The following is a 14266-nucleotide window of genomic DNA, read 5'->3' on the forward strand; positions in this document are numbered from 1 at the left end:
TTCACGCCGGGCAAACACCGGGCGGTGGGAGGGGGGATGGCGGTAGCATCGACGCCGTCACACCGACTCGTGCCAGACGGCCCGGACGCAGAGAGCAGGCGGCGCAGCCCTTGACCCATCCCGACCCGGATTCGGTCCAGCCGGTCCAGTCCGTCCAGTCCCGCATGGCCGTTCCGGACGCCGCACTGCTCGCCCTCCTGGGGCGCCGCGACGAGACGCTGCGCATGGCCGAGGAGATGCTCGACGCCGACGTGCACGTCCGCGGCAACGAGCTCACCCTCTCCGGCGCCCCGGCCGACGTCGCGTTCGCCGAGCGCGTCTTCACCGAGCTGATCACGCTGGCCGAGCGCGGCCAGCAGGTCGCCCCCGACGCCGTGCGCCGCACCGTCGAGATGCTCGGTGCCGGCGAGGAGACGCTGGGGGAGTCGCCCGCCGAGGTGCTCTCGCTCGACATCCTGTCCCGCCGCGGCAAGACGATCCGCCCGAAGACGCTCAACCAGAAGCGCTACGTCGACGCCATCGACGCGCACACGATCGTCTTCGGCATCGGCCCCGCGGGCACGGGCAAGACCTACCTCGCCATGGCCAAGGCCGTGCAGGCGCTGCAGGCCAAGATGGTCAACCGCATCATCCTCACGCGCCCGGCCGTCGAGGCGGGGGAGCGGCTGGGGTACCTGCCCGGCACGCTGTTCGAGAAGATCGACCCGTACCTGCGCCCGCTCTACGACGCGCTGCACGACATGATCGACCCGGAGTCCATCCCGAAGCTGATGGCCGCCGGCACGATCGAGGTGGCGCCGCTGGCCTACATGCGCGGCCGCACGCTCAACGACGCCTTCATCATCCTCGACGAGGCCCAGAACACCACGCCCGAGCAGATGAAGATGTTCCTGACGCGGCTGGGCTTCGGCTCGAAGATCGTCGTCACCGGCGACGTCACGCAGGTCGACCTGCCCGGTGGCGGCACCCGTTCGGGCCTGCACGTGGTGCGCGACATCCTCGACGGCGTCGACGACGTGCACTTCTCCGCGCTGTCGAGCCAGGACGTCGTGCGTCACCGGCTGGTGGCCGACATCGTCGACGCGTACTCCCGCTGGGACGCCGAGACCGCCCGCCCCGACCTGCGCTCGGCGGCGCCGCGCAACGGCCCGCCGCAGGACCGCCGGGCCCGCCGGCGCTGACCCCGCACCCCGATCGGCTCATCAAGCCGATCGGGGTCGGCGTGTGGCCGCGGCGGCGCGTCCGTCCGGGGTGAGGATGGCGCGGTGAGGTCCTCCCGCCGCGTCGCGTCCGCCGTCGTCCTGGCGGCGGCGCTGCTGCTCCCGGTGGCCGGTCCGGCCGCGGCCGACCCCGTCGTCTCGCCGCTGGCGCCCGCGCTGAACCCCTACTTCGCGCAGGAGCTCACCTGGGGCGCGTGCACGGACCTCGCGCGCACCGCCGCCGACCGCGAGGCCTACGCGAACCCGCAGTACGACTGCGCGTTCCTCGAGGTGCCGCTCGACTACGGCGACCCGGCGGCGTCCACCGCCCGCATCGCGATGCTGCGGCAGAGGGCCCTCGACCCGGCCGCGCGGATCGGATCGCTGTTCGTCGACCCCGGGGGCCCCGGTGGCTCCGGCGTGAGCTTCCTGCCCGCACTGGCCGGGCTGCTCGGCGACGGGGAGGTCGCGCGCCGGTTCGACCTCATCGGCTTCGACCCGCGCGGCGTCGGCGTCAGCGAGCCGTCGATCGACTGCTCCACGACCGAGGAGGTCGACGCCGAGCGCGCCGACCTCGACCTCGACACCTCGCCCGAGGGCGTCGCGCAGACCGAGGCCGAGTTCCGGGAGTTCGCGGACCGCTGCGCCGAGCGCGTCGGGCTCGACGTCCTGGAGAACGTCGGCACCCGTGACGTGGCCCGCGACCTGCAGATCGCGCACGAGGTCGTCGGCGACCCGCAGCTGACCTACCTCGGCTACTCCTACGGCACGTCGATCGGGACCGAGTTCGCCGAGCAGTTCCCGACGGAGGTGCGCGCGCTCGTCCTCGACGGCGCGGTCGACCCCTCGCTCGACCCGGTCGCGTCGCGCACCACCCAGGCCCGCGGCTTCCAGCGCGCGTTCGACGGCTTCGCCGCGTACTGCGCCGCGCAGCCGGAGTGCCCGCTGGGCACCGACGCGGCCGGGGCGTCGGCGCGGGTGCAGGAGCTGCTCACGCCGCTGGTCGACGCGCCCGTCCCGACGTCGGACGCCGGGCGCGAGCTGGGCTACGCCGACGCCGTCACGGGGATGGTCCAGGCGCTCTACGCCGACTCGCTGTGGCCGCCGCTGCTCGACGGCCTGCGCCAGGTCGCCCGCGGCGACGGCACGAACCTGCTGATCCTCTCCGACATCTACTACGACCGGGCCCCGGACGGCTCCTACGGCAACCTGCTGGAGGCGTTCCCGGTGATCAGCTGCATGGACGGGGACCGGCTCACCGACCGCGCGGTCGCCCGCGAGGTCAACGAGGCGAACCTGGCGCTCGCGCCGTTCCTCGACGCCGGGTACGGCGCGTCGGACGTGCTGGAGCTGTGCTCGTTCTGGCCGGTGCCGCCGACGAGCGACCCTGGCCCCGTCGACGCGCCCGGCCTGCCGCCGGTGCTGGTGGCCTCGTCCACCGGGGACCCCGCCACGCCCTACGAGGACGGCGTGTCGCTGGCGCGCCAGCTCTCGGCCCGGCTGCTCTCGGTCGACAACGACGGCCACACCGTCGTGCTGCAGGGGGTCAACGCCTGCGCCGACGAGGTGACCACCCGCTACCTCGTCGATCTCGTCCTGCCGCCCGCCGACATGACCTGCGCGCGGCCGCCCGCCCCCGCCTCCTGACCCGGCGCCCGACCCGGCACCGGGGCGCTCAGGCCGGCAGGTACCGGTCGAGCATCGCGTTGCGCAGCTTGCCCGTCGGGTCGGTGCCCCGGGCCAGGTCGGCGAACTCCGGCAGGTGCTTCCACAGCTCGCGCACCCGCTGCGGCGGGGTCGTGAAGACCTTGCCCCAGTGCGGGCGGGCGTCGAACGGGTCGAGCGCGGCCTCCACGGCGGCGACGGCCGGGGCGACGGCCGCGGCGTCGGGGACCCAGGTGAAGTGCACGGCGACGGAGTCGCGGCCCTGCGCGGCCGACAGCCACAGGTCGTCGGCGGCGACGCTGCGGACCTCCGAGACCAGCAGCACCGGCGCGATCACGCCCGCCACCGCCTCCAGCGCCCGCAGCGCCGCCGGGGCCGCCGCGCGCGGCAGCAGGTACTCCGACTGCAGCTCCTCGCCACTGCTCGGGCGGAACCCGGCGCGGAAGTGGGGCAGCCGCTCGTGCCACGGGCCGGGGCGCCCGCCCTGGTCGGTGCAGTTGCCGGTGGGCTCGCCGCGGGTCATGTGCCGGGCGCCGTCGGCGGGCCGCCCGCCCATCCAGTGGTCCTCCGGCGGCCCCTGGCCGACGCGCCGCTTGAGCCAGACCTGGTCGAACACCGGGCGCTCCCAGTAGGTGAAGGCGCTGACGCTGTAGGCGTCGGCCAGCAGCTCGCCGAGGTGGTCGAAGCCGTGGAAGGGGACGTCGAGCACCACCCACTGCGCGACGTCGAAGGCCGGCACCGTCCGCAGCGTCAGCGACGTGACGATCCCGAGCGCGCCCAGCGCCACCACCGACGACGGGCCGGACACCGTGTCGAGGGACCCGTCGGCGCGCACCACGTCGGCCGAGACGACGGCCGTGGCGAGCACGCCGTTGCCGTCGCCGGAACCGTGGGTGCCGGTGGCGCAGGCGCCCGCGACGGAGATGTGGGGCAGGGAACCGAGGTTGGGCAGCGCGCGCCCGGCGGCGTGCAGCCGGCGCGCCAGCTCGGCGTAGGGCATCCCGCCCGGCACGGTGACGAGGTCGCCGTCGAGGTCGGTCTCCGCCGGCAGGCTGTCGAGGACGACCAGGTCACCGGGGGTGTCGGCGATCGGGGAGAACGAGTGGCCGGTGCCCAGGGCGCGCACGCGGTCGGACCCCGCGACCAGCTCCTGCAGCTCCGGCACCGACCGCGGGTGGTGCACCTCACGGGCGGAGAAGACGACGTTGCCGGCCCAGTTCCGCGCGCGAGTCACCGCGGGGAACCTACCCGGACCCACCGACTACCCTGGGTCTCGTGTCCATCGAGGTCAGCAACGAGTCCGGCGTCGCGATGGACGAGTCGCTCATCGTGTCGGTGGCGCGGTTCGCCCTCGACGCCATGCGGGTGAGCCCCGCCGTCGAGCTGGCGATCACCGCGGTCACGGAGGACGCGATGAGCGAGCTGCACGAGCGGTGGATGGAGGAGCCCGGCCCGACCGACGTCATGTCGTTCCCGATGGACGAGCTGCTCGACGAGTCCCGCCGCCCCGACGCCCCCGACATCGGCCCCGCCCTGCTCGGCGACATCGTGCTGTGCCCGGAGTTCGCGAAGGGCAACGCGCGCAAGGCCGGGCACCCGCTCGCCGACGAGCTGCACCTGCTCACCGTGCACGGCGTCCTGCACCTGCTCGGCTACGACCACGGCGAACCCGAGGAGGAGCGCGAGATGTTCTCGCTCCAGGCCCGGCTGCTCGCCACCTGGCGCAGCTCGCGCGAGGAGGCCGCGGCCCGCGCGGCCCAGCGCCGCACCGACTCGGCCGTGCTCGGTGCCGCCGGCCTCGAGGACGGCTGAGCATGGACCGGAGTCGGGCGTGAACTGGAGCCTGATCGTCGCGGCCGTCGTCCTGGTGCCGCTGGCCGGGCTGTTCGCCGCCGCCGACGCGGCGCTGCTGTCGGTGTCGCGCGCCCGCGTCGACTCGCTGGTGCGGATGGGCCGGCCCGGTGCGCGGGCGCTCGCGGCCGTCGTCGACGACCGCCCCCGCCACGTCAACCTGCTGCTGCTCCTGCGCCTGGCCGCGGAGACGGCGGCCACGGTGCTGCTCACCGTCGCGCTGGTCGAGTCCTCGCTGTTCGAGGACACGGCACCGGTGTGGCCGGCCGCGCTGCTCGCCGGCGGGATCATGCTGGTCGTGTCCTACGTGCTCATCGGCGTCGGGCCGCGCACCCTGGGCCGCCAGCACCCCTACCGCCTCGCGATGCTGGTGGCCGCGCCGGTCCGCGCGCTGGCCCGGCTGCTGGGGCCGCTCACGTCGCTGCTGATCCTGGTCGGCAACGCGATCACCCCGGGGCAGGGCTTCCGGCAGGGGCCGTTCTCCTCGGAGGTCGAGCTGCGGGAGCTGGTCGACATGGCCAGCACCACCGGCGTCGTCGACGAGGACGAGCGCCAGATGATCCACTCGGTGTTCGAGCTGGGCGACACCCTGGTCCGCGAGGTCATGGTGCCCCGGCCCGACGTCGTGTGGACCGAGTACGACACCCCCGTCGAGAAGGTCCTGCGGCTGGCGCTCAAGAGCGGCTACTCGCGCATCCCGGTGCTCGGGGAGAACATCGACGACATCGTCGGCGTCGCCTACCTCAAGGACCTGGTGGCGGCGTCGCACACGGGGGAGACGACGCTGTCGTCCGTCATGCGCCCGCCCGCGTTCGTGCCCGACAGCAAGCGCGTCGACGAGCTCCTCAAGGAGATGCAGGCGCAGCGCAAGCACATGGCGATCGTCGTCGACGAGTACGGCGGCACCGCGGGCGTCGTCACGATCGAGGACATCCTCGAGGAGATCGTCGGGGAGATCGCCGACGAGTACGACGCCGAGGAGGTGCCCGACGTCCAGCCGCTGGAGAACGGGCGCCTGCGGCTGGCGGCGCGGCTGCCCGTCGACGACCTCGCCGACCTGTTCCCCGGCATCGACGCCGACGACAACGACCTGACCGAGGCGGTCGAGGCCGCCGACGTCGAGACCGTCGGCGGCCTGCTCGCCCAGCGGCTGGGGCGCGTCCCGCTCCCCGGCGCGGTGGCGGAGGTCGCCGGCCTGCGGCTGCGGGCCGAGGGCGGCAAGGACGCCCGCGGACGCATCCGCATCACCACGGTGCTGGTCGAGCAGCTCGACCGGCCCGACGACGACACGACCGCCACCCCCACCAGCTTGGAGTCCACAGGATGACCACCCCCACCTTCGACGTCGTCGTGGTCGGCGGCGGGATCGTCGGCCTCGCCACCGCGCACGCCGTCGCCCGCACCGGCCGCTCCGTCGCGGTCGTGGAGCGCGAGCCCCGCCTGGCGAACCACCAGACCGGCCACAACTCCAACGTCATCCACTCCGGCCTCTACTACGCCCCGGGCGGTCTCAAGGCCCGCCTGGCCGTGGCCGGGTGCGCGGAGACCGTGGCGTTCTGCCGCGAGCACGACCTGCCCCACCAGGTGTGCGGCAAGCTCGTCGTGGCCACCGAGCCCGAGGAGCTGCCCCGCATGGCGGAGCTCGTGCGCCGGGGCGCGGCCAACGGCGTCGAGGTCACCGAGCTCGACCAGGCCGGGATGCGGCGGTACGAGCCCAACGTCCGCGGGATCGCCGCGCTGCACGTGCCGTCCACCGGGATCACCGACTACCGGCTGATCGCGGAGAAGCTCGGCGAGCTCGTCGTCAAGGAGGGAGGGGAGGTCCACACGGGCCGCGCGGTCACCCAGATCGTGCGCCGCGGCGCCGACGTCGTCGTGCGCACCGAGCGGGGCGACCTGCTCGGCACCCAGGTCGTCGTCTGCGGCGGCCTGCGCTGCGACGAGCTCGCGGTGGCCTCGGGCGCCGACCCCGGCATCCGGATCATCCCGTTCCGCGGCGAGTACTCCGGCTTCTCCGACCGGGCCGCGGCGCTGGTGAAGGGCCTGATCTACCCGGTGCCCGACCCCGCGTTCCCGTTCCTGGGCGTGCACGCCACCCGCGGCATCGACGGCCACGTCCACGCCGGCCCCAACGCCGTGCTGGCGCTGGCGCGCGAGGGCTACTCCTGGGGCACGGTCAAGCCCAAGGAGTTCCTGTCGACGATCGCCTACCCCGGCATGCTGCGGATCGCGCGGACGCACTGGAAGTACGGCTTCGGCGAGATGCACCGGTCGCTGTCGAAGAAGGCGATGGTCAAGCAGATCCAGCGGATGCTGCCCGACGTGCAGGCCTCCGACCTCTCGCCCGCGGGCGCCGGGGTGCGGGCGCAGGCCGTGAAGCGCGACGGCACGCTCGTCGACGACTTCCTGTTCGTCGACCAGGGCTCCGGCGCCGGCTCGGTGCTGCACGTGCTCAACGCGCCCTCGCCGGCCGCCACCGCGGCGCTGCCGATCGGCCGCGAGATCCTGGAGCGCCTGACGGGCGAGCGCATCGCCCCGCTGGGGGCGGCGTGAGTGCGCCTGCGGCACCCGTGAGTGGAAAAGAGTGCCAGAGCACTGCTTTTCACTCACGACCCCGGTGGGCGTCGTGAGGTTCGCCGACGTCCCCGACGGCTACCGCTCGGGCTTCGCGTGCTTCGTCGGCCGCCCCAACGCAGGCAAGTCGACGCTGACGAACGCCCTGATCGGGCAGAAGATTGCCATCACGTCGAGCCGGCCGCAGACGACCCGGCACGCGATCCGGGGCATCCTGCACCGCCCCGACGCGCAGCTGATCGTCATCGACACCCCGGGGCTGCACAAGCCGCGCACGCTGCTCGGGAGCCGGCTCAACGACGTCGTCCGCGAGACGTGGGCGGAGGTCGACGTCGTGGGCTTCTGCGTGCCGGCCGACGTGCCGGTGGGCCGCGGCGACGAGTTCATCGTCAACGAGCTGCGCGGGGTCGCGCACCGTACCCCGGTGATCGGCGTCGTCACCAAGACCGACCTCGCCGAGCCCGAGCAGGTGCTGGCCCGGCTCACCGAGCTCTCCCAGCTCATGGAGTTCGCCGAGATCGTGCCGTGCTCGGCGAAGGACGGGTACCAGACGCAGCTGGTGGCCGACCTGCTCGTCAAGCGGCTGCCCGAGGGCATGCCGCTCTACCCCGACGGCGACCTCACCGACGAGCCCGAGGAGATCCTCGTCGCGGAGCTGATCCGCGAGGCGTCGCTGGAGGGCGTGCGCGACGAGCTGCCGCACTCCATCGCCGTCGTCATCGAGGAGATGGCGCCGCGCGAGCGGCACCCCAAGGCCGAGCCGATGCTCAACATCACGGCCAACATCTACGTCGAGCGGTCCAGCCAGAAGGGGATCGTGATCGGCAAGGGCGGGGAGCGGCTGCGGCAGGTCGGCACCGACTCGCGCCGCCAGATCGAGGCGCTGCTGGGCACGAAGGTGTTCCTCGACCTGCACGTGAAGATCGCCAAGGACTGGCAGCGCGACCCCCGGCAGCTCCGCAAGCTGGGCTTCTAGGGCCTTGACCTCGAGTCGGGTGCAGGTCCGACACTGGGCCGCGTGACCTTCCACGACTTCGAGATCGCCTACCTCCGCAGCCAGGACCTGGGGCGCCTCGCCACGCAGCGGCCCGACGGGACGCTGCAGAACAGCCCCGTCGGGTTCACCTACAACGCCGAGCTCGGCACGATCGACATCGGCGGCTTCCACAACACCGCGAGCCGCAAGTACCGCAACGTCGCCGACAACGGGCGGGCGGCGTTCGTCGTCGACGACCTGGCGTCGCGCGACCCGTGGCGCGTGCGGTGCCTGGAGGTCCGGGGCCGGGCGGAGGTGGTGGGCGACCTCATCCGCCTGCACCCGGCGCGGATCATCAGCTTCGGCATCAGCGAGCCCGACGTCGAGCCGCACGCGCTGACGTCGTTCTCGCGGGACGTGGCCTGAGGGGTCAGGTCGACAGCGCCCGCGCCGCCCGCACCATCTCGACCATCGCCGCGCGCACCTCGTCGGGGGTGTCGACGCGCCGCGGGAACGCCAGGCGCAGCGGGGCGCCGTCGGCGAGGACCGTGAAGCCGTAGCGGTCGCAGCCCGTCATCTCCGCGGTGGCGGTGTCGGGCCGCTCGCCGTAGGTGCGGCAGAACGTCACGAGGGCGTCGGCGTGGTCGTCGTTCATGTGCTCGACGATCCGGGCGACGTGCGGCACCAGCGGGTCGGGCTCGGCGGCCGCGTAGTCCTCCGCGCGCACCCAGCTCATCCGCGCGAACCCGCCGACGTAGCGCACCGAGCCGATCTCCATGCGGTAGATGCGGAAGCCGTGGTCGGTGCCGATGAAGGCGTCGTGGACGGCGCGGTAGGCCTCCAGCGCGGCGTCGCGCTCGTCGGGGGGCGGCTGGCTGACGTTGCCGACGAGCGTGACGCGAGCCAGCGACAGGGGGTCGCCGACGTCCTGCTGCGCGACGAGCAGCGACGCGCGGGGGTCGGAGGTGAGGTTGCCGGTGTGCTCGGCCAGGTCGCTGAGCAGCAGCAACGGCCGGCCGAGCCCGTCGACGGCGTGCGTGACGACCGACCCGAAGGGGAACCCGCCGCGCCCGACGGTGGACAGCGCCCCCGTGTGGACGGTCGCGGCCAGCGTGCGCGCCCGCTCGGCGTCGGTGGCCTCGGTCGCGCTCTGCGGGGTGCCCATGCGGGCACTCCACCCGGTAAGGGTGCCCTGCGTCAAGTGCGTGCGCGGCCGGACATCCGTAGGCTCGGAGCGTGACCCTGTACCGCGACACCGGCGTGGTGCTGCGCGTGCAGAAGCTCGGCGAGGCCGACCGCATCGTCACGATCCTCACGAGCCGCCACGGCAAGGTCCGCGCCGTCGCGAAGGGGGTGCGGCGCACGAAGTCGCGCTGGGGGGCGCGGCTCGAGCCGTTCAACCACGTCGATGTGCAGTGCTACACCGGGCGCTCGCTCGACATCGTCACGCAGGCCCAGACCGTCGACGCGTTCGGCGCCGGCATCATCGCCGACTACTCCCGGTACACGGCGGGCTGCGCGGTCCTGGAGACCGCCGACCGGCTCGTCGCCGAGGAGGGGGAGCCGGCCGTCCGGGTGTACCTGCTGGTGGTGGGCGCGATCCGGGCGCTGTCGGCGCGCGAGCGCGACGCGTCCCTGGTGCTCGACGCGTTCTTCCTGCGGGCCATGACCCACGCCGGCTGGGCCCCCGCGATCACCGAGTGCGCCCGGTGCGCCGAGCCCGGGCCGCACGCCGCGTTCAACATCGCCGCCGGCGGGGCCGTCTGCCCCCGCTGCCGCCCGCCCGGCTCGGTCCTGCCGACGCCCGAGACCTACCGCCTGCTCGACGCCCTGCTGCACGGCGACTGGGCCACCGCCGACGCCACCGGCCCCGCCACGCGCCGCGACACCAGCGGCCTGGTCGCGGCGCACCTGCAGTGGCACCTGGAGCGCCAGCTCCGCTCGCTGCCGTTCGTGGAGCGGCGGGCGGCCACGGCGCCCACGCCCGACGGGCCGCTGCCGGTGGCGCAGGACTGAGCTAGTCGTCCGGCTCGTCCGTCGCGTCCGCCCACTCCTGGCGCCGCACCTCGTAGGTCGCGATGCTCACCGCCGAGGCCACGTTGAACGAGCCGACCTTGCCCAGCTGCGGGATGTAGCCGACGCCGTCGCAGGCGTTCAGCATCTCCGTCGACATGCCCCGCGCCTCGTTGCCCACCGCCACGCACACGTCGCGGCGCAGGTCGAGCTCGTGCAGCGGCTTCGCGGTGTCGGTGAGCTCCAGCCCGACGACGTGGTAGCCGTCGGCGTGGGCGGCGTCGACGGCCTCGCGCACCGTCGCGCACCCCCGGACCTGCAGGTACCGGTCGGTGCCCATGGCGAGCTTCTGCGCCTTGGGCGTGGTCGGGTCGGCGGAGCGGCCGATCAGGTAGAGGTGGTCGACGCCCAGCACGGCGGCCGAGCGCACGATCGCGCCGACGTTGAACGGCGACTCCACGTCCTGCAGCATCAGCCCGACCTGCATGGTCGCCCGCCGCCGCCACGTGCGGTTCAGGCGCTTGAGCGCGGTGCCTCCGAGCTGCTGCACGACACCTCCAGGATGCGGTAGCCCTGCACGGACGTCAGGCGGGTGGTGGGCCAGCCGCGGCCGGTGAGCCAGTCGGCGAACGAGTCGGACCCCAGGTGCTTGTGCACGACGAGGAACGCGCGGCCCTCGGGCGCCAGGCGGGGCAGCCAGCGCTCCATCATCCCGTGCAGCACGCCCTTGCCCGAGCGGATCGGGGGGTTGGAGTAGATGCCGGCGAACGCGACGTCGTCGGGCACCTCGTCCGGGCGGGCGACGGTGACGTTGCCCAGGGCGGCGGCGTTGGCGCGGGTGAGGTCGAGCGCGCGGTCGTTGACGTCGACGGCCCACACCGGCAGCCGGCGGCGCCGCGTGGCCAGGGTGATCGCGATGGGGCCGTAGCCGCACCCCAGGTCGAGCAGCGGGCCGCGCCGGGGCGGCATCGGGGCGTGCTCGAGCAGGATGCGGGTGCCGCGGTCGAGCCGGGAGCCGGAGAAGACGCCGCTGTCGGTGGCCAGCGTCAGGTCGACGTCGGGCAGCACGACGCGGACGGAGTCCGGACGGCTCGGTGTCGAAGGGCTCGACGTGAAGTAGTGCTCCTGCACGCCCAGGAGTATCCCCTCCGTAGGGTGCGGGTCGTGGTCTCACCCCCGCCGCAGCACCCGACGGGCGCGCGCCCCCCGGCGATCCCGCGCGAGCTCGTGCCGAACCACGTCGCCCTCGTGATGGACGGCAACGGCCGGTGGGCCAACGCGCGCGGGCTGCCGCGGATCGAGGGGCACCGGCGCGGCGAGGCGTCACTGATGGACGTCGCGTGGGGCTGCATCGACGTCGGCGTCCGCTGGCTGTCGGCCTACGCCTTCTCCACGGAGAACTGGAAGCGCAGCCCCGACGAGGTGCGCTTCCTCATGGGCTTCAACCGCGACGTCATCCGCCGCCGCGTCGACGAGATGCACGAGCACGGCGTGCGCGTCCGCTGGGCCGGGCGGCGCCCGCGGCTGTGGCGCAGCGTGATCCGGGAGCTCGAGGTCGCGGAGGAGAAGACGCGCGACAACGATGTCCTCACGCTGACGATGTGCGTCAACTACGGCGGCCGCGCGGAGATCGCCGACGCGGTGCGCCAGATCGCGCAGCAGGTGGCCGACGGCCGCATCAAGCCCGGCAAGATCGACGAGCGGACGATCGCGCGGTACCTCGACGAGCCCGACATGCCCGACGTCGACCTGTTCGTGCGCAGCTCGGGGGAGCAGCGGACGTCGAACTTCCTGCTGTGGCAGTCGGCCTACGCCGAGATGGTCTTCCTCGACACCCTGTTCCCCGACTTCGACCGCCGCCACCTCTGGCAGGCCGTCGAGATCTACGCCCGGCGCGACCGCCGCTTCGGCGGCGCGCTCGACACCCCGGAGAGTGCTTCATGAGCGAGCGTGCGAGCTCGTCATCGACGCAGCAGCCGCGAACGCGGCCGACGAGCGACAGCGAGGAGGACTCGTGAGCCTGGACGTCGCGCGCAAGGCGCTGGAGAACTACCACGACGTCACCGTCGACGACGACGGCTCGCTCACCTTCGCCCACGGCGGCGTGCTGTGCGTGGTGCAGGGCATGGACCTGGAGGAGGGCCTGCCCGTCCTCAACCTCATGTGCGTCGTGGCCTGGGACCTGCCGGTCGAGCAGGACGTGCCCACCCGCATCGCGCTCGGGGCGGGGGAGGGGCTGTTCGGCACGCCGAAGGTCATCCGCGGCGAGCACGGCTGGGACGTCACCCTGCGCTACGCGTTCCCGGCCAACGGACTGGACGAGAAGGCGATGGGCACGCTGCTCATGCTCGTCGTGAGCAGCGCGTCCGGCCTGCGGGCGGAGCTGGTCGGCTCCTCCTGACGGGGACTAGACCTCGGCGAGGTGCACGAGCGGCAGCGAGCTGAGCTGCAGCGTGCTCATGTCGCGCGCGACGCCCAGCACCTTGTTCTGCGCCTCCTGCATGCGGCCGTCGATGTAGCCCGAGAGCGAGTAGGCGATGCGGCCCAGCAGGCGCACGGTGGTGTCGTCGACGATCGGGCGCGGCGCCGAGACGACCGCGACCCCCATCAGCGAGCCGTCGTTGGCCTGCGCCGCGCCGATGGTGAACGCCTCGCGCGGGTTGACGTGCCGCGAGGCGTAGTGGTCGCGCAGCTTCTTGAGCATGGAGTGGAAGTCGGCCGCGGTGATCTCGGTGCCCGGCAGCTCCAGCTCCTTGACGTCGTCGTCGGAGAGGATGCCGATGCGGGCTGAGAAGCAGCGGACGTAGCCGATCAGCGCGCCCGTCCACAGCGCCTCGACCAGCGCGTCGTCGGTGGCGACCTGGACGGGACCGGCGTCGGGCGCGGCGAGCGCGGTGACGAGGTGCTCGCAGCAGCGCAGCACGTACTGGAGGTCCTCGAAGACCGCCGCCAGCTGCGCGAGCTCCTCGGACTCGGGGGCGTCGAGCTTGCGGACCGCGTTCGGGGAGGCCCCGTTCGTCTCGTCCGCAGCGGCCTCGTCGCCGTTGGTTCCGGGCTCACTCATGGGGGACGTCTCCTTGCTTCCACCTGCGACATCGACCGTGCAGGAGCCGGACGTTAACGCCGCACCCGATATCCGGATGACTCAGTCTGAGACGCAGGTCTCACACCGCCGCGGAGCAGTCGCGGCACAGCCCGAAGATCTCCGCGGTGTGGCTGAGCTCGGAGAACCCGTGCTGCTCGGCGACGCGCTGGGCCCAGCTCTCGACGTCGGGTCCCTCGATCTCGACGGTCGCCCCGCAGCGCCGGCAGACGAGGTGGTGGTGGTGGTGCGCGGACTCGCAGCGCCGGTACACCGCCTCGCCCGACCCCGTGCGCAGGACGTCGACCTCGCCGGCGTCGGCCAGGTTCTGCAGCGTCCGGTAGACCGTCGTCAGGCCGATGCCGTCGCCCGCGCGGCGCAGCTCCTCGTGGATCTCCTGAGCGGAGCGGAAGTCGTCGAGCCGGTCGAGCAGGGCCGACACGGCGGCCCGCTGGCGGGTGGCCCGCAGGACGCGCGTCGCGGGGCCGTGCTGGGCGGTCGGCTGGGTCACCGGCCCTCCTCCGCGTGCGCCACGGCGTCGACGACGATGTGGGCGAGGTGGTCGTCGACCAGCGAGTACAGGACCTCGCGGCCGTGCCGCTCGCCGTGCACGACCCCGGCGGACTTGAGGACGCGCAGGTGCTGGCTGATCAGCGGTTGGGTGACGCCGAGCGCGTCGACGAGGTCGTGCACGCAGCGCGGCGACTCGTGCAGCTGCAGCACGATCGCGATCCGCACCGGCGCGGCGAGCGCGCGCAGCAGGTCGCCCGCGGCCTCCAGCGTGCGCGGCGTGCGCACCGGGGCGGGCGCGGCCCGTCCGGCCTCGTGCGCGGAGTCCTCGGCCACGATCGACATCGGTGTTCCCCATCCTGCGGCCCGCCAGTCGGTATCGAGTATCGATGTCGG

At 73.4% G+C, this 14266-nt stretch carries 17 protein-coding genes; 10 read left to right on the forward strand and 7 right to left on the reverse strand.

The features are described 5' to 3' along the window. Positions 1-164: 164 nt before the first annotated feature. Positions 165-1181, forward strand: coding sequence for a PhoH family protein (locus HOP40_RS16660; protein ID WP_172159621.1), 1017 nt, complete (start codon positions 165-167; stop codon positions 1179-1181). Positions 1182-1265: 84 nt separating this feature from the next. Then, positions 1266-2846 carry an alpha/beta hydrolase gene (locus HOP40_RS16665; protein WP_172159623.1) on the forward strand — a complete coding sequence of 527 codons (1581 nt, stop codon included), beginning with the start codon at positions 1266-1268 and terminating at the stop codon, positions 2844-2846. Between the two features lie 28 nt (positions 2847-2874). Here HOP40_RS16665 and HOP40_RS16670 read toward each other — a convergent pair whose 3' ends face one another. Continuing rightward, positions 2875-4098 (reverse strand): D-arabinono-1,4-lactone oxidase, encoded by a 1224-nt coding sequence (locus HOP40_RS16670; RefSeq protein WP_172159625.1) that lies wholly within the window; start codon positions 4096-4098, stop codon positions 2875-2877. 41 nt (positions 4099-4139) lie between these two features. On the opposite strand from HOP40_RS16670, the gene ybeY reads away from it, so the two are divergent. The 5 genes from ybeY to HOP40_RS16695 all read left to right on the forward strand — a co-directional run bounded on the left by ybeY (position 4140) and on the right by HOP40_RS16695 (position 8691). Beyond that, positions 4140-4676, forward strand: a complete 537-nt coding sequence (ybeY, locus tag HOP40_RS16675; protein WP_172159627.1) for an rRNA maturation RNase YbeY — start codon at positions 4140-4142, stop codon at positions 4674-4676. Between the two features lie 19 nt (positions 4677-4695). Next, positions 4696-6042, forward strand: coding sequence for a hemolysin family protein (locus HOP40_RS16680; protein ID WP_172159629.1), 1347 nt, complete (start codon positions 4696-4698; stop codon positions 6040-6042). After that, positions 6039-7268 carry an L-2-hydroxyglutarate oxidase gene (lhgO, locus tag HOP40_RS16685; RefSeq protein WP_172159631.1) on the forward strand — a complete coding sequence of 410 codons (1230 nt, stop codon included), beginning with the start codon at positions 6039-6041 and terminating at the stop codon, positions 7266-7268. Before HOP40_RS16680 ends, lhgO begins: the two co-directional genes overlap by 4 nt. Before the next feature lie 73 nt (positions 7269-7341). Beyond that, complete coding sequence (gene era, locus HOP40_RS16690; RefSeq protein WP_172159633.1) at positions 7342-8265, forward strand: GTPase Era; 924 nt, start codon at positions 7342-7344, stop codon at positions 8263-8265. Between the two features lie 42 nt (positions 8266-8307). Further along, a complete protein-coding gene (locus tag HOP40_RS16695) occupies positions 8308-8691 on the forward strand; it encodes a PPOX class F420-dependent oxidoreductase (protein ID WP_172159635.1) in 384 nt (127 codons plus the stop codon). 4 nt (positions 8692-8695) lie between these two features. Here HOP40_RS16695 and HOP40_RS16700 read toward each other — a convergent pair whose 3' ends face one another. Beyond that, the gene (locus tag HOP40_RS16700) at positions 8696-9430 is read right to left on the reverse strand and encodes a HugZ family pyridoxamine 5'-phosphate oxidase (protein WP_172159637.1); all 735 of its coding nucleotides are present in this window, start codon (positions 9428-9430) and stop codon (positions 8696-8698) included. 71 nt (positions 9431-9501) lie between these two features. On the opposite strand from HOP40_RS16700, the gene recO reads away from it, so the two are divergent. Next, positions 9502-10281 (forward strand): DNA repair protein RecO, encoded by a 780-nt coding sequence (gene recO, locus HOP40_RS16705; RefSeq protein WP_172159639.1) that lies wholly within the window; start codon positions 9502-9504, stop codon positions 10279-10281. Between the two features lies 1 nt (position 10282). On the opposite strand, the gene HOP40_RS16710 is transcribed toward recO, so the two are convergent. Together HOP40_RS16710 and HOP40_RS16715 are read right to left on the reverse strand one after the other, a co-directional pair. Continuing rightward, the gene (locus HOP40_RS16710; protein ID WP_205347211.1) at positions 10283-10828 is read right to left on the reverse strand and encodes a TrmH family RNA methyltransferase; all 546 of its coding nucleotides are present in this window, start codon (positions 10826-10828) and stop codon (positions 10283-10285) included. Then, positions 10792-11409, reverse strand: a complete 618-nt coding sequence (locus HOP40_RS16715) for a class I SAM-dependent methyltransferase (RefSeq protein WP_172159641.1) — start codon at positions 11407-11409, stop codon at positions 10792-10794. The genes HOP40_RS16710 and HOP40_RS16715 overlap by 37 nt, the downstream gene beginning before the upstream one ends. Before the next feature lie 24 nt (positions 11410-11433). On the opposite strand from HOP40_RS16715, the gene HOP40_RS16720 reads away from it, so the two are divergent. Continuing rightward, on the forward strand, positions 11434-12222 hold the full coding sequence (locus HOP40_RS16720; RefSeq protein WP_420821809.1) for an isoprenyl transferase: 789 nt from the start codon (positions 11434-11436) through the stop codon (positions 12220-12222). Positions 12223-12292: 70 nt separating this feature from the next. Then, positions 12293-12679: a hypothetical protein gene (locus HOP40_RS16725; protein WP_172159644.1), complete on the forward strand. Its 387-nt coding sequence runs from the start codon at positions 12293-12295 to the stop codon at positions 12677-12679. Positions 12680-12685: 6 nt separating this feature from the next. Here the strand turns inward: HOP40_RS16725 and HOP40_RS16730 are convergent, their stop codons facing one another. From HOP40_RS16730 to HOP40_RS16740, 3 genes are all read right to left on the reverse strand, one after another. Continuing rightward, the gene (locus tag HOP40_RS16730) at positions 12686-13342 is read right to left on the reverse strand and encodes a hypothetical protein (RefSeq protein ID WP_172159646.1); all 657 of its coding nucleotides are present in this window, start codon (positions 13340-13342) and stop codon (positions 12686-12688) included. Between the two features lie 100 nt (positions 13343-13442). Next, a complete protein-coding gene (locus HOP40_RS16735) occupies positions 13443-13871 on the reverse strand; it encodes a Fur family transcriptional regulator (protein WP_240157716.1) in 429 nt (142 codons plus the stop codon). Continuing rightward, positions 13868-14215, reverse strand: a complete 348-nt coding sequence (locus tag HOP40_RS16740) for an ArsR/SmtB family transcription factor (RefSeq protein WP_172159648.1) — start codon at positions 14213-14215, stop codon at positions 13868-13870. The genes HOP40_RS16735 and HOP40_RS16740 overlap by 4 nt, the downstream gene beginning before the upstream one ends. Between the last annotated feature and the right edge of the window lie 51 nt (positions 14216-14266).

Origin of the sequence: Pseudonocardia broussonetiae (assembly GCF_013155125.1) — a bacterium.
In the GTDB taxonomy this organism is placed as follows: Bacteria; Actinomycetota; Actinomycetes; order Mycobacteriales; family Pseudonocardiaceae; genus Pseudonocardia; species Pseudonocardia broussonetiae.